We start from the raw sequence: 21942 nt of genomic DNA on the forward strand, positions 1-21942 counted from the left end.
GACGAACGGGGTGATCGTGGGCGTGACCGCATCCGTCGGGCACCGCGCGGCCGAAGAGAGGCCGAGAAGACACTGGGCTGACAGAGGGGACGGCACCGGTGCGAGCTAAAGTCGGGCATGCCCCCGACCAGGCGGACCGTCCCGTGACCGGGATCCGGCAGCAACCGGGCACACCCGAGGACGAGTTGGCCCGCCGCTTCCGGGCCGGCGACGAGCTGGCGCTGCGTGAGGCGTACGACCGTTACGGTCGGGCCGTTCTCCACCTGGCCGCCAGCACGCTGGTGAACCGCAGCGACGCGGAGGACACGACGCAGGCCACGTTCGTGGCCGCCTGGCTCGGCCGGGAGACCTTCGATCCGGCGAAGGGCTCACTGGTCGGCTGGCTGCTGGGCATCGGCCGGCGCAAGGTGATCGACCGGCTCCGGTCCGCGGCCCGGGAGAACCGGGTGGTCGAGACCGTACGCCAACTGCCCGAGCCGGCACCCGCCGGCGGTAACCCGGACACCGTGGTCGACCGGCTGGTGGTGGCCGACGAGTTGGCACGGCTGCCGGACGAACAGCGGCGCATGCTGGAATTGGCCTTCTTCGACGACCTGACCCACCAGCAGATAGCGACAGTGACCGGGGTTCCGCTCGGCACGGTCAAGAGTCACATCCGGCGGGGCATGGCAAGTCTGAAGCGCAGATGGGAGGTGGATGGTGCAGCACCTGGAGCACGACCGGCTGGTATTTCTGGCGCTCGGTGAGAGTGAGGTGGGCACCTCCGACCGCACCCACCTCGACGCCTGCCCGCACTGCCAGGCGGAGTTGGACGACCTGCGCCACGTCGCCGGCCTCGGTGCCGCCAGTCAGGAGCTGCGTGAGTTGCCCGACCCGCCGGAGCACGTCTGGCAGGGCATCATGGCGGAGATCACGGCGGCGAAGGAACTGCCCCGGCCCGCCGCCGACCGGCCACGGCCGGACCCGGCCGACCCGGTCACCACCGACCCGCCGCCCGTGTCACGCCGGTCACGGCGCGGGCGCTGGTCCGGGCTCGCCACGACGGCTGTCACGGCGGTCGCCGCCGCCACCGTCGGTGTGGTCGGCACGGCCGCCCTGCTGCGCGACGGTACGCCCGCCGAGCCGACCGTGGTGGCCAGCGCTCCGCTGGCGGCGTACGGGTCGACGCCACCGACGGCCCGGGGCGACGCCCGAGTGCTGGGCAGCGGCGAGTTGCATCTGCACGTGGCGAATCTCCCGGCCGTACCGGGGTATTACGAGGTCTGGCTCATCAACCCGCGAAACATGGAGATGTTCTCGGTCGGTGTGCTCGGCGACGGCTCCGACGTGCTGCTGCCGCTGCCGCCGAACGTGGACCTGGGGCAGTACTCGGTCGTCGACGTCTCGGCCGAGCAGTTCGACAACAACACCGCCCACTCCGGCGGCAGCCTCCTGCGGGGCTCCCTGACGGGCTGATCGGCGGGCCGGTTCAGCTCCCCGGCCCGCCGATCAGCTCCCATGTGCCACCGACCACACAGCCGCCGCCCACGACTGCGGGCGGCGGCTGTGTGGGTACGACTCACTTGCGCTTGCGAATCTCCTCGGCGGCCTGCGGGACGATCTTGAACAGGTCGCCGACCACGCCGAAGTCGGCCAGCTCGAAGATCGGCGCCTCGCCGTCCTTGTTGACCGCGACGATGGTCTTCGAGGTCTGCATGCCGGCCCGGTGCTGGATCGCGCCGGAGATACCCAGCGCGACGTAGAGCTGCGGGGAGACCGTCTTGCCGGTCTGGCCCACCTGGAACTGGTGCGGGTAGAAGCCGGAGTCGACCGCGGCCCGGGACGCGCCGACGGCGCCGCCGAGCAGGTCGGCCAGCTCCTCGACCAGCTTGAAGTTCTCCGCGTTGCCGACACCGCGACCACCGGAGACGACCACGCCGGCCTCGGACAGCTCGGGGCGGGAGCCCTTCTGCTCGGCCACCCGGTCGACGACCCTGGCCAGCTTGTCGCTGTCGGTGACGGCGACGGTGAGCTGCTCGACCGCGGCGGTGGCCGCGGCCGGCGTCGGGTTCACCGAATTCGGCCGGACGGTGACCAGCGGCAGCCCTCGGGTGACCTTGGACTTCACGATCGTCGACCCGGCGAAGGCCACCTGGGTGGCGGTGCCGTCGGCGGCCAGGCCCACCACGTCGGCCAGGATGCCGTTGTCCAGCTTGACCGCCAGCCGGGCGGCGACCTCCTTGCCCTCCTGGGAGGAGGCGAGCAGCACGGCGGCCGGCTGCACCCGCTTGACCAGCTCGGCGACCACGGTGGCCTTCGGCGCCACCAGGTAACCGTCGATCTCGTCACTCTCGGCCGCGTAGATCTTCTCCGCGCCGTACTCGCCCAGCTTGCCGGCGAGAGCCTCGGCGGCGCCGGTGCCACCGAGCACCACCGCCGACGGGGTGCCCAGCTCACGGGCGAGGGTGAGCATCTCCAGGGTGACCTTCTTGACGCCGAAATCCGCAGTGGCTTCGACGACGACGAGAACCTCAGACATGTCCCACACCCCTCACACGAACTTCTCGGTGGCGAGGAACTCGACGAGCTGCGTGCCGCCGGAGCCCTCATCGGTGACCTTGACGCCACCCGAACGCGGCGGACGCTTGCTGTGCTCGACCACGGCGCTTGTCGCTCCATCGAAGCCGACCTCGTCCGCGGCCACGCCCAGGTCGGCCAGGGAGAGCGTCTGCACCGGCTTCTTCTTGGCGGCCATGATGCCCTTGAACGAGGGGTACCGGGGCTCGTTGATGGTGTCCCACACGGAGACGATGGCCGGGGTCGAGGCGGTGACCACCTCGTAGCCCTCCTCCGTCTGCCGCTCCACGGTCAGCGTGGTCCCGTCGACGGTGAGCTTGCGGGCACCGGTCAGCGCCGCGATGCCGAGCCGCTCGGCCAGCATGTGCGGCATCACCTGCACCCGCCCGTCGGTGGACTCCGAGCCGCAGAGCACCAGGTCGGCGTTGAGCTGCCCCAGCGCGGCGGCGAGCACCTTCGAGGTGGCGACGACGCAGGAGCCGTGCAGGGCGTCGTCCACCACGTGCACCGCCTTGTCCGGGCCCATCGACAGCGCCTTGCGGATCGACTCGGTGGCCCGATCCGGACCCATGGTCAGGATGGTCACCTCGCCGCCGTGCGCCTCCTTGATCTTCAACGCCTCCTCGATGGCGTACTCGTCCATCTCGTTGATGACGTTGTTCGCCGAACCGCGGTCGACAGTGTTGTCGTCAGTACGCAGGTTGCGGTCCGCGCCCGAATCGGGCACCTGCTTGACGAGTACGACGATGTTCATCGCGCTTCGACGACCCTCCTGCTGTGGTTATGTGATCTTTTCACCCGAGATCTGGGCGCAGCCTCGCGCGTGCGGTGCCGTCCGGTCAACCATGGGCTGTTGTGCGGTTGCCCACGGCGTCATGTTACCTGTCAGTAGCATCGGCGCCCAGCACGCCCCTGATGCGTTCGATCACCTCGGCCTCGGCCGGACTAACGCCGTCGTGGGCGCTGGCCGTGCGATCGGCCGCGGCCAGCACCACCGCGCGGTAGACCGGGACGTCCTGCGGGACCTTCTCGGTCAGGATCTCGATGCCCCGGCGCAGCGCCGGCAGCACCAACGACTCCACCTCCAGCGCCGAGTCGCGCGGCAGTTTCGGCAGCGGGCCGCTGGTCAACGCCTCTTTCACCACGCCACTGGCGTCGGCCAGCGCCTCGGAGGCCGCGAAGCTCTCCCGAAGCAGCGCGAGCACCCCGGGGTCGGCGTTGGAGACCATGAACACCGCGCCGAAGGCGCCCGTCTTCAGGGTCATCATCTCGTCGTCCGTCAGCCGCTGGCTCATGATCACGGAGTGTAGACGTAGGGCGTGGTGGTGGTGACCGCGACGAGCCCGAGCCGCTCCAACACCGGGCGACTCTCGTCCGACGCGTCAACCTGCACCAGCGTCCGGCCACGTGCCCCGGCCAGCCGGGCCCGGTAGGTGACCAACGCACGGTAGATGCCCTTGCGTCGCCACTGTGGCAGCGTCGAGCCGCCCCAGAGCGTGGCGAACGTGCTGTCGACCGGGTACCGCACCCAACCGGCGCTCACCGTCGTCTCGCCCGCCTCAGCCACCACGACCGTGATCGACTGCGGATCGGCGGCGATCTCCCGTGCCAGCCCGTCGGCCAGGCCGGACAGGTCACGCCCCCACACCCGCGACTTCAGCTCCGCGATCCGGTCCAGGTCCGCGCGCCCGGTCACCTCCCGCAGGCGTACGCCCTCGGGCACCACCGGCAGCGCGGAGGCCAGCGGGGCGACCGGGCCGACCACGACGGTCTCCTGCTCCTCCGGCACAAAGCCGGCGGCGTGCAGCCGCTCCGGCAGGTCGGCCGGCTCGTCATGGCCGTGCAGCTTCCACTCGACCGACTCACCCCGCTCGCCGAACACCGTCACCTGCCGGGCGATCAGCGCGTCGAGCTCGGCGCCGGCCAACCCGCCGAGATCGCGATAGGTCACCGTGCCCCGCTGATCCAGGCCCCGCACCCGGAACACCGGACCGTCCGGCTCGATCACGACGCCGTCGGGCACCGGATCGGGCAGCTCCGGCCGCAGCTGGCTGTCGTACGCCGCCCGCAGGGCGGTCGGGTCAAGATCCGTCATGCCCCCAACCTATTCCCGCCGGAAACCGGATAATCACCATCGTGTGGCAGATGATCAGGAACTGGTTCGATCCGCAGGAGATGCGGTCGGTGGGTAGCACCCCCGACTACCGCTTCTCGCTGGCCAACGAACGCACGTTCCTGGCCTGGCTGCGTACCGGACTGGCGTTGATCGCCGGCGGACTCGCCGCCGCGCAGTTCCTGCCGACCCTGTCCCTGGTCCACCTGCGCGAGGCGATCGCCGTGGCGTTGCTGCTGCTCGGCGGCGTGGTCGCGATCCGGGCCGTCGACCACTGGGCCCGCACCGAACGAGCCATCCGGCTCGGCGAGGAGTTGCCCACGTCCCGCTTCCCGGCCGTCCTCGCCGTGACGGTCGGCCTCGGCGCGCTGTCGCTGGTGGTGGCGGTGCTGACCGGCGCGACGCACGGATGAGCACCGCCCGCGACCCGGGGCTGCAACCCGAACGCACCCGGCTTGCCTGGCGGCGCACCCTGCTGGCGCTGACCATGGTGACGCTGCTGACCGTCCGGCTCGCGCTCACCGGCGGCCCGGGCGGGGCCGCACCGGCCGCGCTGACCATCCTCGGCTGGGGCGTGGTCGTCACGCTCTGTTGGCGACGGGCCACCGGCAGCGGCGTACACCGCATCGGCGGTCGACTCCTCGCCCTGGTGGGGCTGGCCGCCGCCGGATTTGCGCTCCTCGGAGCGCTGCTGGTGCTGCGCGGGCTGTGACCGCTGTGCGAGGTAGGTAATGATGGTTACATGGCCCGGCTGTACATCCTCCTCTTCCTGGTGCAGGTCGTCCTCGCCGTCTGCGCCCTGATCAGCTGCCTCTCCGCCGAGGAGGACGGCATCCGCCACCTCCCCCGGATCGGCTGGCTGCTGATCATCCTGTTCTTCCCGCTGGTCGGCTCGATCGCCTGGTTCGTCGCCGGCCGGGAGCGCAAGCCCGTCGGCGGATCGACGTCCTGGGCGCCAGGCGCACGCCCGGCCGAGCGTCCCCGGCCGCTCGCTCCGGACGACGACCCGGAGTTCCTGCGCTCGGTCGAGGAGCGTTCACGCCGGGAGGACCAGGAACTCTTCCGCCGCTGGGAGGAGGACCTGCGCAAACGCGAGGACGACCTGCGTAAACGCGAGGGCGAGCCACCGCGCGAGGAACCCCGCCCCGAGCTGTAGCGGCCGGGGCGGGGGCGCCCGGGTTCAGGCCAGGTTCGAGGAGCGGGGGTACGCGTCGGCCGGGTCGGTGAGCACGTTGACCAGGTACGGCACCCCGGCGTCGAAGGCCCGTTGCAGGGCCGGCCCCAGCTCGGCGGCCTTGGCGACCGTCTCGCCCGCACCGCCGAGCGCGCCGACCACCTGGTCGTAGCGCAGCTCGGGCTGGAGATCGGCGGCCACGTCGTAGCCGTACATGGCCCGCATCGGGTGCTTCTCCAGGCCCCAGATGCCGTTGTTGCCGACCACGATCACCACCGGCAGTTTCTGCCGGGCCAGCGACTCCACGTCCATCAGCGAGAAGCCGGCCGCGCCGTCGCCCATCAGCACGCAGACCTGTCGGTCCGGGTGGGTGACCCGGGCGCCCATCGCGTAGCCCATGCCGGTGCCGAGGCAGCCGTACGGGCCGGGGTCGAGCCAGGTGCCGGGCTGGGCCGGCTCCAGGTACCGCCCCGCGTACGAGACGAAGTCGCCGCCGTCGCCGATGGTGACCGCGTCGCGGGCGAGCACCTTGCGCAGCTCGCCGTAGATCCGGGCCGGGCGGATCGGGTCGGTCTCGGCCGCCATCTCCTCGGCGTCGCGGGCCTTCGCGGCGTCCTCCGCGGTCCGCAACTGGGCGACCCAGTCGTCGTGGTCGACCCGGTCGCCGGAGTGCTCGGCCAGGGCGGTGAGGATGCCGCGCAGGTCACCGGCGGGGGCGGCGGCGGGCTGGACGTGACCGGCGCGCTGGCTGGACGCGTCGACGATGTGCACCACCTGGGCCTCGCCGAAGTCGCCGAAGGAGAGCCGGAAGTCCAACGGGGTGCCGATCACCACGACCACGTCGGCGTTGGACAGGGCCACCCGACGGGCCTTGGCGAAGGCCAACGGGTGCTCCGGCGGCAGGGTGCCCCGACCCATGCCGTTGGTGAAGACCGGCACGGTGAGCGCCTCGGCCGCGGCCCGCAGTTCGTCGACGGCGGCACCGGTCCACACGTCCGACCCGGCGATGATCACCGGACGGGCCGCGCCCGCGATCAGCGCGGCGGCGCGGGCCACCTCGGCGGGGTCGGCTTCGAGCGGGCCGAGCTGCGGCCCGGCCGGCAGTTCCGCGTCGCCGACCGAGAAGATCGCCTCCAGCGGGAAGTCGAGGAACACCGGCCCCCGGTGTGGGGTGAGGGCGGTGGTCAGCGCGGCGGCCACCGCCCGGGGGATGTCGTCCGCGCTGAACACCGTCTCCGCGTGCTTGGTGACCGGAGCGACCAGCGGGAGGTGGTCCATCTCCTGGAGGCTGCCCGAGCCCCAGCGGAACTGGGGTGCCCGGCCGCCCAGCACGAGCACCGGCGAGGCGTTGAAGAAGGCGCTGGTCAGACCGGAGATGCCGTTGGTCACGCCGGGGCCGGCGGTGAGCACCGCCAGGCCGGGTCGGCGCTGGAGCTTCGCCACCGCCTCGGCGGCGAAGACGGCGGTCTGCTCGTGCCGCACGTCGTAGATCGGGAAGACGGTCTTGTGCGCGGCATCGTAGAGCGGGAACACGTGCCCGCCGGAGAGGGTGAACATCTCCCGCACCCCGTACGCGCGCAGCGCCGCGATGGCGAGTTCTCCGCCGTGGCCTTCGATCCGCTCCGTCATTCCCGCTCCTTCTCGTCGCCTGACCGGAGTCACACGCTACTGGCCGGTAGAAGGAATGTGAACCATTCTCGGCACGCTCAGCGTCCGGTGAAGTCCGGCTTCCGCTTCGCCACGAAGGCCGCCATCCCCTCGCGCCGGTCGTCGGTGGCGAACAGCGCCGCGAAGAGCTGACTCTCCCAGGCCAGACCCGAGTTCAGATCCATGTCCAGTCCACCGTCGACGGCCAGCTTCGCCGCCCGCAGCGCCTGCACCGGACCGGTCAGGTACGGCCGCACCATCGCCACCGCGGTGTCGTACACCTCGGCCGCCGGGGCGATCCGGTCGGCCAGGCCGATCCGCAACGCCTCCGGCGCGTCCACCATCCGGCCCGACATGATCAGATCCTTGGCGCGGGCCGGCCCGACCAGCCGGGCGAGCCGCTGGGTGCCCCCCGCGCCGGGGATGATGCCCAGCCTGATCTCGGGCTGGCCGAGCTTGGCGTCCTCGGCCACCACCCGCCAGTCACAGGCCAGCGCCAGTTCGCAGCCGCCGCCGAGGGCGTAGCCGGTGATCGCGGCGACGACGGGCTTGGGGATGCGGGCGATCGCGCCGAGAGCGCTCGACAGGTCGGCGGCCCGCGCCGCCATGTCCACGTAGGACATGTCCGCCATTTCCTTGATGTCCGCTCCGGCGGCGAAGACCTTCTCGCCGCCGTACACGATGACAGCGCGCACGCCGTGGTCGGCGGTCGCGGCGGTGGCGGCGGCGCGCAACTCCTCCTGCACCTGGGTGTTGAGGGCGTTCATCGGCGGCCGCTCCAGCCGGATGGTGCCGATGCCGTCCCGGGTCTCCAGCCGCACGAACTCGCCCACGCTGAGCCTCACTTCCTCGTCGAAGTCGCGTGCCAACCTTACGACCCGGGTCGTTGGGGTAAGTAGTCCGGTGCCAGCCCGTCAGCCGGGAGTCGCACGATGAACCCTCGTCAACCCGAACTGCGCGCCGGCCGCGCCACGACGCCGTCGCCGCACCCCGGCGGGACGCACGGGCACAGCGAGAGGGGTTCCGTGGTCACCTACTACGACGACCGGTCGGTGCGGGTCACCTCGGCCGCCGTGACCGTCGAGGGCCGGGTCTATCCCCTTGCCGAGATCAGCGAGATCTGGCACCACCACGGCACCCTCTCCTGGCGGGTGCTGGCCGGGCGGGGTGCCATCGGCGCCGCGCTGGCCGCCCCGCTGGTGGCTGCCGCCGCCGGAGTCGCGCTGGCCATCCTGCTGGACCGGTCGGTAACCGTCACGATCGCCATCGTCGGGGCGTCCGTGCTGGTCGGCCTGGCGGTCGGGCCGGTCGCCGACTTCCTCTTCGAACGCCTCGACCGCTCCTACGCCCGGGGCAGCCGGCAACGGGAGATCTGGATCCGCTGGCGGGGCCGCCCGGTGCAGTTGCTCCGCACCCCGGACGCGCTGCGCTTCGGGCAGATCTACCGTGCCGTGCAACGCGCCATGGAGGTCGGCCGCCCGATACCACCTCGGCGACGCTGAGCGACCACACGACAGCACCAGGTTGCCCAGTGGTGCTTAAGCTTAGTGATGGCGCTCTATTACCGGGACGACGCGGTGCAGGTGACCTCCGAGGCGATCCGGGCCGGTGGGCACGTCATTCCGATCACCGAGGTCACCTACGTCTGGCACGCGAAGGGGCGCACCACCCTCGCCGTACGTGGGCGGGTCATCGGTCGGGGCGTCCTGGTGCTGCTGCTGTCGCTGCCCCCACTGGTGGGGCTGATCTGTGTGCTCTCGCTGGCCTGGTCCGCGCAGGACCGGGGCGAGTGGGTGCCGGCGCTGATCGTGCTCGCCGCGTGCGTCATCGTTCCGCTCGCTTTCGTCCCGTTCCTGGAGATACCCCTCGGCTGGCTCGACCGCTCCTATGAACGCGGCAACCGGGTCCTGGAGCTGTGGGTGCAGTACCGGCGGCAGGAGGTGCTGGTGCTGCGCACCCCGGACGCGCTGCGGTTCGGCCAGATCTACCGGGCGGTGCAGCGCGCCGTCGAGCAGCAGGGCGACAATTGAACCCATCCTCGGGCGGTGCTGGCCCGCCCGACGCACACTTGATCCCATGGCACTCCCCCTTCCCCGACCGACCGCGGTCCTCGGTCTCACCCGTTCCGCCCTCGACCAGGCCGCCTCCTTCGCCGCCATCCCGGCCCGTGCGTTCGCGGTGCTCGACGAGGTGGAGGCGCTGCTGGCCCGGATCAACGGCGTGGTGGACCGGGTCGAGCAAACCCTGGACCGGACCGACCAGATGGTCGTCGACGCCGAGGTGGCGGTCCGTGAGGTCGCGGTGATCAGTGCCGCCGCCACCGCCGCCGTGGACAATGCCACCGAGGTGGCCGCAGCGGCGGCCGTCGTCGTGGAGTCGGCGCGGTCGGTGGCCGGGCGGGCCGCCGAGACCGTGGGCACGGCGGCAGAAGCCGCCGCCACCGCGGCCGAACTGCTGAAGGCGTACGAACCGGCGCTGCGCCGGGCCGCCCCGATGGCCAGCCACTTCGTCGAGCAGCTCAGCCACGAGGAGGTGACCGCGGCGGTCCGGCTGGTCGACGAGTTGCCGAAGCTGCGGCAGCACCTCACCGCCGACGTCCTGCCGATCCTGGCCACCCTGGACCGCGTCGGTCCCGACCTGCACGACCTGCTCGACGTGACCCGGGACCTCAAGCTCGCGGTGGCGGGCATCCCCGGCCTGTCGATGCTGCGCAGGCGGGGCGAGAAGCTCAACGACGACGCCGGCTGACCAGCCGGCCGCCCTGCCTGTCCGGCCAGGGCCGGGACGTGGTCCGCTGGACGGGTCCGGTGGTCGCCAGCGGTCAACAGTCGCAGGCGGCGGCGGTTCGTGGGGCGGTCAGGTCGGTGGGCAGGTGCACGGCACCCGGGCAGGTGGCCCTGCGCCCAGGCCGCGTCGCCGCGCGAGTCGACCACGACCAGGTCGGGCAGCGCTGCGGTCAGGCGTACCCCGGGATGTCGGGTTTCGAGACCGGCATCGTCACGGAGGTCTTCGGGCTGCTCGACGGTCGACGGGCCGCCACCCACTGGCGGTACGCGGACCTGCTGGTCCGCCGGTACCCGGGGTCATGGTCGACGCCGACGTGCTGTATCTCGACGACGGCGACATCCTCACCAGCGCCGGCAGCGCCGCCGGACTCGACCTGTGCGTGCACGTGGTGCGACGTGACCACGGCTCGGTCGTGGCCAACGCGGTCGCCCGCCGGCTGGTGATTCCGCCGCACCAGTCGGGCAGATCGCCACGGCCGTCGGCTTCGACGCCCCGGTCACCTACCGTCACCACTTCACCCGGGCGATGCGGACCTCACCGTCGGCGTACCGCCGCGCGTTCCGTGCCGGTGATGCCGCCGCGCAGGCGAGCCGGGCGGGTCGGCCGAGCCCGGCCGGGCGGCGCTGATCCGGTCAGGGAGCCGGCACGTACAGCTGGTCGATCTCGACCCGGTTCGGCAGCGAGACGCTGGCGCCGAGCCGGCGTACGCAGGCGGCGCCGGCGGCCGAGGCCCAGCGCACCGCGTCCACCAGGTCGCGTCCCTCACCCCAGGCCACCGCGAGCGCACCGGTGAAGGCGTCACCGGCGGCCGTCGAGTCGACCGTGTCCACCTTGACCGCCGGCACGTGCACCGCCGCGCCGTCCCGGTCGCCGTACCAGGCCCCCTGCGCGCCGAGGGTCAACACCGCCCGGGGCACCAGGTCGAGCAGCGCGTGCGGATCCTCCCGACCTCGTCCGGTGTACGCCTGCGCCTCGCTCTCGTTGACGACCAGCACGTCCACGGCGGCGAGCAACTCCGGCGGAAGGGGCACGGCCGGCGCCGCGTTGAGCACCACCCGGGTGCCGGCGGCGCGGGCCGCCACCGCCGCTCGGGTCACCGTCTCCACCGGGATCTCCAGCTGCGCGACCAGGACGTCGGCGTCGCGGACGGCGTCGAGTTCGGTCTCGGTCAGGTCGGTCAGCGACGCGTTGGCCCCCGGAGTCACCAGGATCGCGTTCTCACCCTCGGCGTTGACCATGACCAGGGCCACCCCGGATGCGCCGTAGGTGGTGCGCAGCTGACTGGTGTCGACACCGGCGGCGGTGATCCGGGCGCGCAGGGTCACCCCGAAGGCGTCCGAGCCGATCGCGCCCAGGAAGACGCTGGCGGCACCGGCTCTCGCGGCGGCGATGGCCTGGTTGGCTCCCTTGCCGCCGGGCACGGTGACGAAGTCGGTGCCGAGCCTGGTCTCCCCCGGCCGGGGCAGCGCCTCGGCGGTGGCGACCAGGTCCATGTTCGCGCTGCCCACCACCACGACGTGGGTCTGTGGCACGGGCACCTCCCGAGGTGGCGGGCGTCGCCTCAGGCGGCGCGGGCGGTGTAGCGGTCGCCGTTGCGCTCGACGAGCAGCGGCAGCCCGAAGGTCTTGGTGAGGTTGTCGGCGGTGAGGGTGTCCCGCAGCAGGCCCTGCGCCATCACGGCACCGTCGCGCAGCAGCAGCGCGTGGGTGAAACCGGGGGGAATCTCCTCGACATGGTGGGTGACCAGCACCAACGCCGGAGCGTCCGGATCCTGGGCCAGGCCGGAGAGGCGGGCGACCAGGTCCTCCCGGCCGCCCAGGTCCAGCCCGGCCGCCGGCTCGTCGAGCAGCAGCAGCTCCGGGTCGGTCATCAGCGCCCGGGCGATCTGGGTCCGCTTGCGCTCCCCCTCCGACAGGGTGCCGTACGCCCGGTCGGCCAGCGCGCCGACGCCCAGTTGGTCGAGCAACGCCCGGGCGCGGGCCTCGTCGGCCGGGTCGTAGCTCTCCCGCCACCGGCCGACCACCGACCAGGCGGCGGTCATCACCACGTCGACGACCCGCTCCTGGGCGGGCAACCGCTCGGCCAGCGCGGCGGTGGACAGGCCGATCCGGGTCCGCAGCTCCATGACGTCGGTGCGGCCGATCCGCTCACCCAGCACGTGCGCGGTGCCGGTGGTCGGGTGCAGGCGTCCGGAGGTGATGTTGAGCAGGGTGGTCTTGCCGGCGCCGTTGGGCCCCAGCACCACCCAGCGTTCGTCCAGTTCCACCCGCCAGTCGACGTCGTGCAGCAGGGCGGTGCCGGACCGGCGTACGGCGACGCCGTCGAGGCTGACCACCAGATCCGCGTCCACGGGCGAGGGGGCGGGTGCGGCGCCGGCGGCGCCAGGGATCAGGTCACCAGTCACCAGCCCATCCAACCACGCACCGCCGAGCTGTCCCCACGGGTGGGTCGGGTTGCGGGTAGGTCAGCCGACGGTGGAGCCGAAGACCTCGTCGCGGACGGCGTCCAGCGCCGTGCGCAGGGCACCGTGCACGATCGGCTCCTCGGTCAGGCCGGTGGGCACCACCCGGGGGCGCACCAGGGTGATCGCGGCGACCTCGTGCTGCACCCGCTCGGCCAGGGCCGCCCCGCCGGCGCGCCCCACCTCCCCGGCAAGCACCACGAGCGGCGGGTCGAGCACCACGCAGGTGCTCGCCACGCCGAGGGCGAGCCGGCGGGCCACCTCGTCGAGCATCGGCCCGCCCGAGGTGCCGTCGGCGGTCGCGGCCCGGACCGCGTCGGCCGCGGCGTCCGGATAGCCGTGCTCCCGGGCCAGGACGCGGATCGCGTCCGCGCCGGCCAACTGCTGGAAGGCCGGCTTCGCTCGACGCGAGACGTCGCGCGGGATGGGTGCGCCGGGCACCGGCAGGTAGCCGATCTCACCGGCCGCACCGCTGCTGCCGTGGTGCAGCCGTCCGCCCAACATGATCGCCAGGCCGACGCCGGCACCGACCCAGACCAGGACGAAGTCCGCCAGGCCCTGGGCCGCACCGGACTGCGCCTCGGCCACCGCGGCCAGGTTCACGTCGTTCTCGAAGACGACCGGGGTGTCCAGGTCGTCCCGCAACGCCTCCAGCAGACCACGATGCCAGCGGGGCAGGTTGTACGCGAAGGTGATGTCGCCGGTGCCCGGGTCGACCAGGCCGGGGGTGCCCAGCACGATCCGGCGTACGCTCGACAGCTGCGCCCCGGCGCTGCCGGCCACCCGGACGACCGCGTTGTGCACCACGCCGACCGGGTCGTCCGTGTCCTGAGTGGACTGCTCGACCCGGCCGATGACCGTGCCGGTGATGTCGGCGCAGGCGGCCACCACCCGCTCCGGGCCCACATCGACGCCGACCACGTGTGCACTGCCGGGGCGTACGGCGTAGAGCTGGGCGTTCGGGCCTCGCCCGCCGGCCTGCTCGCCGACGCGGGCGACCAGTCCGCGTTCCTCCAGCCGCTCCACCAGCTGCGAGGCGGTGACCTTGGACAGGCCGGTCAACTCGCCGATCCGGGCCCGGGTCAGTGGCCCCTGCTCCAGCAGCAGCTCCAGCGCCGCGCGGTCGTTGAGGGCCCGCAACAGACGTGGGGTGCCGGGCAGCCGGGTCGCACTCATGCCTCTGTCCTCAAGTATCAGTAACCTTTGCTAACTGTATAGCCTTCGAACCGACAGGCGAACGGGTAAGCCGTAGCGTATCGGCCACGCGGGAACGCGACCCTCCGCCGACCCGGTACGAGATCCGCGCCGGCCCGGCATCGAGAGGAGAGAGCACGTGGGGCTGGATCCAGGACTGCGCCGGCTGGCGTTGGGCACCCTGCTGGCCGCGTACCCCGGCCCGGTCCCGCCCGGATGGGCCGTCGACCTGCTCGCCGACGGGCTCGCCGGACACACCCTGTTCGGCAGCAACGTCCACGATCCGGAGCAGGTGTCGGCGAGTACGGCGACGTTGCGGAGCGGCCGGCCCGACGCACTGATCGCCATCGACGAGGAGGGCGGCGACGTCACCCGGCTGGCGCACGCCACCGGCAGCCCGTACCCGGGCAACGCCGCGCTCGGCGCGGTCGGCGACGTGGCGCTGACCCGCCAGGTCTACCAGGCCATCGGCGCCGAGCTGGCCGGCCTGGGAATCACCCTCGACCTGGCGCCCACGGTCGACGTCAACACCGCCGACGACAACCCGATCATCGGCACCCGATCCTTCGGCGCCGACCCGGCGAAGGTCGCCGCGCACGCCGCCGCCGCGACCGCCGGGCTCCAGGCCGCCGGGGTGGCGGCCTGCGCCAAGCACTTCCCCGGCCACGGGGCGACGGTGGCGGACTCCCACCACGAACTGCCCACCGTGGACGTCGCACCCGACCTGCTGCGCCAGCGGGATCTGCCGCCGTTCGCCGCGGTGGTCGCCGCCGGGGCGAGGGCGGTGATGACCGCACACATCCGGGTACCCGCGCTTACCGGAGACGGGCCCGCCACGTTCAGCCGAGCCGCGCTGGAGGACCTGCTGCGCCACGAGTACGGCTTCGACGGCGTCATCGTCACCGACGCGCTGGAGATGAAGGGCGCGGCCCTGGCCGCCGGTGGCACCGCACCCGGCGCGGTACGCGCCCTCGCCGCCGGTGCCGACCTGCTCTGCATCGGGGCCAGGGTCGACGTCGACCTGGTCGAGCGGGTCGCCGCCGAGATCGTGGCCGCACTCGGCGACGGACGCCTGACGCGGTCCCGCGTCGAACAGGCCGCCGGCCGCGTCGCGGACCTCGCCGCCTGGACCCGGACCGCCGACCGCCCCACCGCGACCCCCACCGACCTGGGGTACGCGGCGGCCCGCCGAGCCGTGCGGGTGGAGGGCGTGCCGGCCGGGCTCGGTCGATCGCTCGTGGTGCACCTGCACGTCAACTCCACCATCGCCGAGGGCCTGGTGCCGTGGGGGCTCGGGCCACACCTGCGGGACACCGAGCAGATCCGGGTGGTGGCCGCCGAGACGGACCCGGCCGACCTGCGTCGACGCGCCGCCGACCGTCCGATCGTGCTGGTCGCCCGCCATCTGCACCGGCTGCCCGGCGGCCCGGAACTGGCCAACGCGCTGGCCGCCACGCATCCGGTGGCCGTGGTGGAGATGGGCTGGCCGGCCGCCTGGCGGCCCGACGCGGTGCGAGCTTTCGTCACCACATACGGCGCGAGCCACGCCAACGGCCGGGCCGCCGCCGAGGTGCTCGGCCTGGCCCGCTGAGACAACAGCCCTTCTGGGTCTACGACCGCTCGCCGGGACAGACCCGGACCCGGCAGCTGATCGACGGCGCGGTGCCGCTCGTCGACCGACTGGTGAGGCTCTCGCGACTGCGCGCACTGCGGCCGGTGACCCAACAGGTCATCGGCCTGATCCACACCCTGCGTCACTGACCGGAGCGAGCGAGGTAAAGACACTCCTTCCCAGGTCAAGTCCACAATTAGACAGCAACGAGACGCTGGCGGCGGCTTGCCGAGCGGGTTCTGGATACGTAGCGTGATCGGCATCGAAGCCTCATGCGGACCTGGGGGGAGGCTGCGGACCGTGGATCCGGCCCGGGATCCACGGTCCGCGCCCTGCCCGCCACCGTTCAGCTCGGGTAGACGCCGTAGGACCGCCAGCCGCGGTCGAGGAATCCAGCAGCCTCCGCCACCCGCGCCGAGGCGCCGTTGCGCCGGTCGTGCAGGTAGGTGGGTACAGCACCGTCGTCGAGCACCCGGCGGGCCGCCTGGGCCACCAGCCGCCGGGCCAGCCCGCGTCCCCGAGCCGCCGGGACGGCGCCCACCGCCAACTCGTGTCCGTGCCGGTCATGCCGCTTGATCCCGACGCCGGCCAGGTAGCGGCCCCGGTGGTCGCGCACGATGAGCACCGACCGGTCGAACAGCCGCAGCCAGGAGGGCAGGCCGGCGGTGGTGGGCGGCACCCACTCGCCGACGTCCGGCAGTGCCGTCGGCGCCACACTCCACCGGAACACGTCGTCGTGCACCACCCAACTCGGATAGCCGACGGCGTTCGGCAACGCGTGCAGCAGACCGTCCGGGTGCCGCGCCAGCTCACGGACGGTCGCGACCCGATCAGGTGCCACGGAGAGCACGCCGCTGGCCCCGGCGTGGACCGCGATGGCGGGGCGCGGCCGGCCGTCCCAGGCGGGTCGGGTGCGCCGCCCGGACCCGACCACGTGCAGGCCCGGGCCGGCCGGCCACTGTCCCAACCAGGTCGCCAGGTGAAGGTGGAGCCGCCGGTCGAGCATCAACACCTCCCGGTCCGTCACCGCCGACGCCGCTCACCGTACGACGACGCGGTCGATTCGAGGCGTAGGTGGGCCCGATCCGGGGAACCTGATCGCTCTATCGACCGTCATATCCATTTCCATACATGGACAACTTTCTTTGAAACGGTGGGGGCATGCAGAAACAGCCACAGGACCGCGATCAGCAGGACCCCGAGCGCGCCTGGCAACACCACGGGGCGACCGGCCACCCCCCGGCCCAGGCCCCCTACCGGGGGCACCGCACCCGCCCTGCCACCCTCTCCTGGCATGACCTGGACAGCCTGCCGTCCGGCCCCGTTCGGCACCACCTGAACCCTCACTGATACACCTGCCTGTAGGGCGGCGAGCCCTCGCGCGTTTTCGCACACCTGTCGGGTAACGTCTGCTGGTCCTCTGACGGGTCACGACGGGAGCTGGCACATCCATGGGCAAGAAGACGATCCACGTCTCCGACTTCAGCGGCACGGTGCTGGGTGCCGACGACGAGGCCGTCCGCGTCGTCGTGCTCGAGCATCCTGACCTGGTGGCCGGGCCCGTGCAGTTGGAAGCCACCCCGGTGGAGGTGGAGAGCATCGACGACGCGGCGCTGGACGTGGTGGTGGTCGAGATCCACGACCGGCACGGCCAGGGCGAGCCGCGTCGGGTGGTGCTGACCGCGAGCGAGTTCGACGCGATGGCCACCGACGTGCCGATGGCGCAGCTGCTGAAGACCGCCGAGCGGGTACGCCCGCCGAAGGCCCGCCGCAGCGCCGAGAAGGTCGACTACGGCACCATCGAGCACGCGGGCCGGCCGCACCGGGGGCGGGTCACCGAGGAAGAGTCCCGGTTGGTACGGGAGCGGCTCGACGAGGTGAACAAGCGCCTGGCCGACGCCGGGCTGCGCCAGATCGATCCGGCCGACCCGGAGCACGCCGCCCGGTACGGCTTCCCCGTCGAGCCCTGATCGTCTACTCGAACGCCCGTATCTTGGCCAGGGTCGCCACGATGTTCGCCTCGATGGCGGCCTTGTCCACACCGAGCCCGGTGAGCACACCCTCGCCGTTCTCCTGTTCCAACAGGGCCAGCAGGATGTGCTCGGTGCCGACGTAGTTGTGCCCGAGCCGCAGCGCCTCGCGGAAGGTCAGTTCCAGCGCCTTCTTGCCGGCGGCGTCGTACGGAATCAGCTCCGGCACCTCGTCCGACGACGGCGGCAGCGCCGCCGTGGCGGCCTCGCGCACGGCCTCGGTCGACACGCCCCCGGCGGCAAGCGCCTTCGCGGCCAGCGCTTCCGGCTCGGCCAGCAGCCCCAGCACCAGGTGCGTCGAGGTGATCTCGACGTTGCCGGCGGCCCTCGCCTCGTTCTGCGAGGCCATCACCACGTTGCGTGCTCGGGGCGTGAACCGCTGAAAGCCCTCCTGAGGGTCCATCACCGCGCCGACGAAACGCTTCTGGGCGGCCTGCTTGCTCACCCCCATGCTGCGGCCGATCTCGGTCCAGGAGGCGCCGGACCGGCGGGCCTGGTCCACGAAGTGGCCGATCAGATGGTCGGCGACCTCACCGATGTGGTCGGCCACCATCACCGCGTCGGTGAGCTGGTCGAGCGCGTCGGAGTGGGCCCGCTTGATTGTCTGGATCAGATCGTCGAGTCGGACTGGATTACTCATCTGCACGGGTTCAGTCATGCGTCAACCCTAGGTTGACGATGCGACTTCGTCAACTAAAGGTTGACGGCAGCCTCGGCGTCGATGATCGCTGTTAACAACCTTGACTAAATTAGCCGAAATCGACAGAATCGGCGTCAGAGAGCGCTCTCGAACTCGCCTCGCCAGCGCATCCGTCCCTCCACCCCGAGGAGATCCCATCGTGTACGCCATCTCCCGCAACCTGCGGCGGACAGCAGCCGCCCTGGGCGCGGCCCTCGTCACCAGCGCGCTCCTGCTACCCGTGCAGTCCGCACCGGCCGCCGCCGCGATCGGCGGCATCACCTGGCAGGACGAATTCAACTCCCCGGCCGGCACACCGGTCGACCAGTCCAAGTGGCGCTTCGACATCGGCGGCCACGGCTGGGGCAACAACGAACGGCAGTACTACACCAACAGCACCAGCAACGCGGTGCACGACGGCCAGGGCAACCTGGTGATCACCGCCCGCCGGGAGAACCCGGCCAACTACCAGTGCCACTACGGCCGGTGCGAGTACACCTCGGCCCGGCTGCTCACCGCGGCCACCTTCAGCCAGGCGTACGGCCGGTTCGAGGCGCGCATCAAGATTCCGCGAGGTCAGGGCATCTGGCCGGCGTTCTGGATGCTCGGGCGGGACTTCGACGACGTCGGCTGGCCGGCCTCCGGCGAGATCGACATCTTGGAGAACGTCGGGCGGGAGCCGAACACCGTGCACGGCACCATCCACGGGCCCGGCTACTCCGGCGGCGGCGGGATCACCGGCAGCCGCACCATCGGGCAGCCGCTGGCCGACACCTTCCACACCTACCGGGTGGACTGGGAGCCGAACATCATCCGCTGGTATCTCGACGGGTCGGAGTTCTTCCGGGTCGACCCGAGCCGGCTCGGCGGTAACCGCTGGGTCTTCGACCACCCCTTCTTCATGATCCTCAACGTGGCGGTCGGCGGTAACTGGCCCGGCTACCCCGACGGCAGCACCCAGTTCCCGCAGCAGATGCTCGTCGACTACGTCCGCGTCTACGGCCACGTGCCGGACGGCAACACCGGCACCACCCGGATCCGGGGACAGCAGAGCGGCCGGTGCATCGACATCCCCGACGCCAACCCGGTCGACGGAGCACCGCTGCAGATCTGGGACTGCAACACCACCGCCGCGCAGGCATGGACCTTCGCCGCCGACGGCACCATCCGCGCGATGGGCAAGTGCATGGACGCGGCCTGGGCCGGCACGGCCAACGGCACCGAGGTCAACCTCGTCGCCTGCAACGGCAACCCCGCACAACGCTTCGCCCTCAACGCCGCCGGCGACCTGGTGAATTTGAACGCGAACCGCTGCGTCGACGTACGCGACAACAACCCGAACAACGGCGGCCGCCTGCAACTGTGGGACTGTGCCGGCACCCCCAACCAGAGGTGGTCCCGAGCCTGAGACCACCCTCCGCCCGGCCTGGGTAGCGTGGGACCGCATCCCACACCACCGTCCGTAATGGCCGCCCGAGCCAATGGCTTCTGCATCGACATGTCTGAGCGACATAATTATGTCGCTCAGACATGTCGGCTCCAATCCATGTTCCCTCCGAGCCGACCACCGGGGCCTGGCACGCGTGAGAGTCGGTGACAGGCGGGTAGTAACCCCTGCGGTCATCGATGTATGGGAGGCGACGTGGAGAGCACTCAGGCGACCGGCGGACGACGGTTGTGGTGGTGGATCGGTGCGGCCGTACTGGTCATCGTGGTGGTGGTGGTCGCCACCTGGACGTGGGTGACGGTCCGGGGTGACGGCCGCAACGGGCACGTCGTCACCGGTGCCGTCGGCGACCTGCGGGAGGCCACCTTCGTCCTGCTCGACGGCGCCGACGTGATCCAGGTGCGCACCGCCGACCTCGGCGACGACGCGTACCGGGTGTCGACCCCCCGCGACGCCAACGTCCGTCCTGCCGTCTCGCTCACCGACGGCAGCCTGCTGACCAGCCTTCGCGGCACCGACCTACCCGGCCCGGCGGTCGTGGAGGTGGTGCTGGCCGAGTCGGTCCGCTGGCACGTCCGGCTCAACGGTGGCGCCAAGGAACAGCACCTCGACCTGCGCGGCGGGCAGCTCGGTGACGTCGAGTTCACCGCCGGCGCGAACCGGATCGAGCTGACGCTGCCCGCACCGGACGGGACGCAGCGGACCCTGCTCGGCGGCGGAGCGAGCCAGGTCGTCGTCCGCCTGGCCGGCGACGCACCCGTGCAGGTACGCGCCGGCGGCGGCGCCGGTTCGGTAAGCATCGACGGCACCACCCACTCCGGGGTGGCCGGCGGCACCACCTTCACCCCGCCGGAGTGGAACTCCGCCACGGACCGCTACGACATCGACGCGACGGCAGGCGTCTCCGCCATCACCGTCGAACGCGTCGACGCCGGCTGAACAGGTGGCCCAGCGACGCCGAGCGGGATGCCTGGACGAAGAAGCCGAGGATGCCGGGACGTACGGTCGCGCTCACCGAGCGTCCGATCGTCCGCTATCTCGGTCGGGACGATCCGACGCGCCGACCCTGGCCCGCCGCTTCCACGACCAGGTGCGCGCCCGGGCACCGCAGCTGGCACCGCTGCCCGAACCGATCCCCGGTCGAGCCCACCACCCTCCTCTGACCGCCGAACCCGCCCGGCCTCGATCAGCGTTGGTCAGGCAGTCTCTCGACGAAACCGGCGATGTCGGCGGCGATCTGTTCGGGCTGCTCGCCGTTGACGGCGTGCGAGGCGTCCGGGTAGAGCCGGACGGTGCCGTCGGGCAGCGCCCGACGCGCGGTCTCGACGGCCGACTGCGCGTCGTGCATAACCGATTCCCCGGCGATGATCGCCAGAACCGGCAGGTCGAGTCGATCGAGTCGTTCCTCGCTGATCCGGGTGGGCTGCGGCAGCCGGAGCTTGTAGTGCTGCATGCCGGCTTCGATCATGTCGGCGACCGGCTCGTCCTCGACCGGGGCGCCACCTGCGGTGTAGGAGTTGAAGCTGTCCCGCCAGGATCTGGGCAGCCAGGGCAGGGCGGCCGGGATGGACCGCACGATGGTGCCGAACGGCATGTCGGCGAAGACGTAGACCGGGTCGATGACGGTCATCGACGCGATGTGGTCCGGCCGGTGCAGGGCCAGGTTGACCGCGGTCCAGCCGCCGATCGAGAGACCGACCAGGTGGAACTCGTCCGGCGGGAGCGCCTGGAGGGTCTGGTGCAGCCACTCGGCCTGCGCCTCGTCGCTGTCGATCGGGCGGTTCTGCACGCTCATGCCCGGCTCGCCGAGCAGGTCGACGCTGTAGACATCGCCGATCGGCAGCAGCAGCGGCAGGTTGTCCGCCCAGACCGGCGTGGCCGAGGCGCGCCCGGGCAGCAGCAGCAACGGGGTGCTCGCGCCGCCGCCGTCCGCGCCGGTCGCGGTGCCGGCGAACCGGTAGACGCGCACGATGCCGAAGTCGGTGCGTACGTCGAGGGTCTCCACCGGGGTGGGCAGGGCGGCGAAGGCCTCCGTGTAGGCCCGCATGAACCGGTCCTGCCCGTCGGCGCTGTCCCAGTGACCGATCGACGCGGGCTGGCGGATGGCGAAGGTGACCACCAGCGCGATCAGCCCGAGCCCGGCCAGGACCAGGCGTGACCACCGTGACCTGGGCCGCATCCGGTGGAGAGCCCTCATCAACCAGGTCCGCATCACACTCTCCTAACCGATCGGTAGATTTTT

Annotated in this window: 25 protein-coding genes and 2 pseudogenes; 15 read left to right on the top strand and 12 right to left on the bottom strand. The window is 71.9% G+C overall.

Annotated elements, in window-relative coordinates; genetic code table 11:
• Window positions 1-143: 143 nt before the first annotated feature.
• The gene (locus AC2CHE_RS12340; RefSeq protein WP_484505043.1) at window positions 144-746 is read left to right on the top strand and encodes an RNA polymerase sigma factor; all 603 of its coding nucleotides are present in this window, start codon (window positions 144-146) and stop codon (window positions 744-746) included.
• On the top strand, window positions 700-1455 hold the full coding sequence (locus tag AC2CHE_RS12345) for an anti-sigma factor (protein WP_484505091.1): 756 nt from the start codon (window positions 700-702) through the stop codon (window positions 1453-1455). The genes AC2CHE_RS12340 and AC2CHE_RS12345 overlap by 47 nt, the downstream gene beginning before the upstream one ends.
• A gap of 103 nt (window positions 1456-1558) precedes the next feature.
• On the opposite strand, the gene AC2CHE_RS12350 is transcribed toward AC2CHE_RS12345, so the two are convergent.
• The 4 genes from AC2CHE_RS12350 to AC2CHE_RS12365 form a co-directional block, all read right to left on the bottom strand.
• Window positions 1559-2518 carry an electron transfer flavoprotein subunit alpha/FixB family protein gene (locus tag AC2CHE_RS12350; RefSeq protein WP_484505044.1) on the bottom strand — a complete coding sequence of 320 codons (960 nt, stop codon included), beginning with the start codon at window positions 2516-2518 and terminating at the stop codon, window positions 1559-1561.
• 12 nt (window positions 2519-2530) lie between these two features.
• Window positions 2531-3310 carry an electron transfer flavoprotein subunit beta/FixA family protein gene (locus AC2CHE_RS12355; RefSeq protein WP_484505045.1) on the bottom strand — a complete coding sequence of 260 codons (780 nt, stop codon included), beginning with the start codon at window positions 3308-3310 and terminating at the stop codon, window positions 2531-2533.
• Window positions 3311-3434: 124 nt separating this feature from the next.
• A complete protein-coding gene (locus tag AC2CHE_RS12360; protein ID WP_484505046.1) occupies window positions 3435-3857 on the bottom strand; it encodes a hypothetical protein in 423 nt (140 codons plus the stop codon).
• Complete coding sequence (locus tag AC2CHE_RS12365; RefSeq protein ID WP_484505047.1) at window positions 3854-4651, bottom strand: GNAT family N-acetyltransferase; 798 nt, start codon at window positions 4649-4651, stop codon at window positions 3854-3856. Before AC2CHE_RS12365 ends, AC2CHE_RS12360 begins: the two co-directional genes overlap by 4 nt.
• Window positions 4652-4692: 41 nt before the next feature.
• Between AC2CHE_RS12365 and AC2CHE_RS12370 the strand changes: the two genes are divergently transcribed.
• The 3 genes from AC2CHE_RS12370 to AC2CHE_RS12380 are packed head-to-tail and all read left to right on the top strand — an operon-like array spanning window position 4693 to window position 5825.
• A complete protein-coding gene (locus tag AC2CHE_RS12370) occupies window positions 4693-5082 on the top strand; it encodes a YidH family protein (RefSeq protein WP_484505048.1) in 390 nt (129 codons plus the stop codon).
• The gene (locus AC2CHE_RS12375; RefSeq protein ID WP_484505049.1) at window positions 5079-5381 is read left to right on the top strand and encodes a DUF202 domain-containing protein; all 303 of its coding nucleotides are present in this window, start codon (window positions 5079-5081) and stop codon (window positions 5379-5381) included. Before AC2CHE_RS12370 ends, AC2CHE_RS12375 begins: the two co-directional genes overlap by 4 nt.
• A 30-nt stretch (window positions 5382-5411) precedes the next feature.
• Window positions 5412-5825: a PLD nuclease N-terminal domain-containing protein gene (locus AC2CHE_RS12380; RefSeq protein ID WP_484505050.1), complete on the top strand. Its 414-nt coding sequence runs from the start codon at window positions 5412-5414 to the stop codon at window positions 5823-5825.
• Between the two features lie 24 nt (window positions 5826-5849).
• On the opposite strand, the gene AC2CHE_RS12385 is transcribed toward AC2CHE_RS12380, so the two are convergent.
• Window positions 5850-7472 carry an acetolactate synthase gene (locus tag AC2CHE_RS12385; protein ID WP_484505051.1) on the bottom strand — a complete coding sequence of 541 codons (1623 nt, stop codon included), beginning with the start codon at window positions 7470-7472 and terminating at the stop codon, window positions 5850-5852.
• Between the two features lie 77 nt (window positions 7473-7549).
• Window positions 7550-8323, bottom strand: coding sequence for an enoyl-CoA hydratase-related protein (locus AC2CHE_RS12390; protein ID WP_484505052.1), 774 nt, complete (start codon window positions 8321-8323; stop codon window positions 7550-7552).
• Between the two features lie 192 nt (window positions 8324-8515).
• Between AC2CHE_RS12390 and AC2CHE_RS12395 the strand changes: the two genes are divergently transcribed.
• The 4 genes and pseudogenes from AC2CHE_RS12395 to AC2CHE_RS12410 form a co-directional block, all read left to right on the top strand.
• Window positions 8516-8992: a DUF6232 family protein gene (locus AC2CHE_RS12395; protein ID WP_484505092.1), complete on the top strand. Its 477-nt coding sequence runs from the start codon at window positions 8516-8518 to the stop codon at window positions 8990-8992.
• 48 nt (window positions 8993-9040) lie between these two features.
• Window positions 9041-9520, top strand: a complete 480-nt coding sequence (locus AC2CHE_RS12400; protein ID WP_484505053.1) for a DUF6232 family protein — start codon at window positions 9041-9043, stop codon at window positions 9518-9520.
• 46 nt (window positions 9521-9566) lie between these two features.
• Window positions 9567-10238, top strand: a complete 672-nt coding sequence (locus AC2CHE_RS12405) for a hypothetical protein (RefSeq protein ID WP_484505054.1) — start codon at window positions 9567-9569, stop codon at window positions 10236-10238.
• Window positions 10239-10501: 263 nt separating this feature from the next.
• Window positions 10502-10740 (top strand): annotated as a pseudogene (locus AC2CHE_RS12410) (AraC family transcriptional regulator); the annotation flags it as partial.
• A gap of 169 nt (window positions 10741-10909) precedes the next feature.
• Here AC2CHE_RS12410 and AC2CHE_RS12415 read toward each other — a convergent pair.
• From AC2CHE_RS12415 to AC2CHE_RS12425, 3 genes are read right to left on the bottom strand one after another with little or no spacing between them, the layout of a single operon-like run.
• Window positions 10910-11809, bottom strand: a complete 900-nt coding sequence (locus AC2CHE_RS12415) for a ribokinase (RefSeq protein WP_484505055.1) — start codon at window positions 11807-11809, stop codon at window positions 10910-10912.
• Between the two features lie 29 nt (window positions 11810-11838).
• Complete coding sequence (locus tag AC2CHE_RS12420; RefSeq protein WP_484505056.1) at window positions 11839-12681, bottom strand: ABC transporter ATP-binding protein; 843 nt, start codon at window positions 12679-12681, stop codon at window positions 11839-11841.
• A 60-nt stretch (window positions 12682-12741) separates the two neighbouring features.
• Window positions 12742-13914, bottom strand: coding sequence for an ROK family transcriptional regulator (locus AC2CHE_RS12425; protein ID WP_484505057.1), 1173 nt, complete (start codon window positions 13912-13914; stop codon window positions 12742-12744).
• Window positions 13915-14071: 157 nt separating this feature from the next.
• Between AC2CHE_RS12425 and AC2CHE_RS12430 the strand changes: the two genes are divergently transcribed.
• Together AC2CHE_RS12430 and AC2CHE_RS12435 are read left to right on the top strand one after the other, a co-directional pair.
• A complete protein-coding gene (locus AC2CHE_RS12430; RefSeq protein WP_484505058.1) occupies window positions 14072-15523 on the top strand; it encodes a glycoside hydrolase family 3 N-terminal domain-containing protein in 1452 nt (483 codons plus the stop codon).
• The gene (locus tag AC2CHE_RS12435) at window positions 15520-15693 is read left to right on the top strand and encodes a hypothetical protein (protein ID WP_484505093.1); all 174 of its coding nucleotides are present in this window, start codon (window positions 15520-15522) and stop codon (window positions 15691-15693) included. Before AC2CHE_RS12430 ends, AC2CHE_RS12435 begins: the two co-directional genes overlap by 4 nt.
• Window positions 15694-15890: 197 nt before the next feature.
• On the opposite strand, the gene AC2CHE_RS12440 is transcribed toward AC2CHE_RS12435, so the two are convergent.
• On the bottom strand, window positions 15891-16550 hold the full coding sequence (locus AC2CHE_RS12440; protein WP_484505094.1) for a GNAT family N-acetyltransferase: 660 nt from the start codon (window positions 16548-16550) through the stop codon (window positions 15891-15893).
• Window positions 16551-16995: 445 nt separating this feature from the next.
• On the opposite strand from AC2CHE_RS12440, the gene AC2CHE_RS12445 reads away from it, so the two are divergent.
• Window positions 16996-17514: a hypothetical protein gene (locus AC2CHE_RS12445; RefSeq protein ID WP_484505059.1), complete on the top strand. Its 519-nt coding sequence runs from the start codon at window positions 16996-16998 to the stop codon at window positions 17512-17514.
• 4 nt (window positions 17515-17518) lie between these two features.
• On the opposite strand, the gene AC2CHE_RS12450 is transcribed toward AC2CHE_RS12445, so the two are convergent.
• Window positions 17519-18232 carry a Clp protease N-terminal domain-containing protein gene (locus AC2CHE_RS12450; protein ID WP_484505060.1) on the bottom strand — a complete coding sequence of 238 codons (714 nt, stop codon included), beginning with the start codon at window positions 18230-18232 and terminating at the stop codon, window positions 17519-17521.
• Between the two features lie 181 nt (window positions 18233-18413).
• Between AC2CHE_RS12450 and AC2CHE_RS12455 the strand changes: the two genes are divergently transcribed.
• The 3 genes and pseudogenes from AC2CHE_RS12455 to AC2CHE_RS12465 all read left to right on the top strand — a co-directional run.
• Window positions 18414-19661, top strand: a complete 1248-nt coding sequence (locus AC2CHE_RS12455) for a ricin-type beta-trefoil lectin domain protein (RefSeq protein WP_484505061.1) — start codon at window positions 18414-18416, stop codon at window positions 19659-19661.
• A gap of 234 nt (window positions 19662-19895) precedes the next feature.
• On the top strand, window positions 19896-20639 hold the full coding sequence (locus tag AC2CHE_RS12460) for a hypothetical protein (RefSeq protein WP_484505062.1): 744 nt from the start codon (window positions 19896-19898) through the stop codon (window positions 20637-20639).
• 11 nt (window positions 20640-20650) lie between these two features.
• Window positions 20651-20863: pseudogene (locus AC2CHE_RS12465) on the top strand (DUF72 domain-containing protein); the annotation flags it as partial.
• A gap of 23 nt (window positions 20864-20886) precedes the next feature.
• Here the strand turns inward: AC2CHE_RS12465 and AC2CHE_RS12470 are convergent.
• Window positions 20887-21897 (bottom strand): alpha/beta fold hydrolase, encoded by a 1011-nt coding sequence (locus AC2CHE_RS12470; RefSeq protein ID WP_484505063.1) that lies wholly within the window; start codon window positions 21895-21897, stop codon window positions 20887-20889.
• Between the last annotated feature and the right edge of the window lie 45 nt (window positions 21898-21942).

The organism is Micromonospora sp. ATLC16 (genome assembly GCF_057196645.1).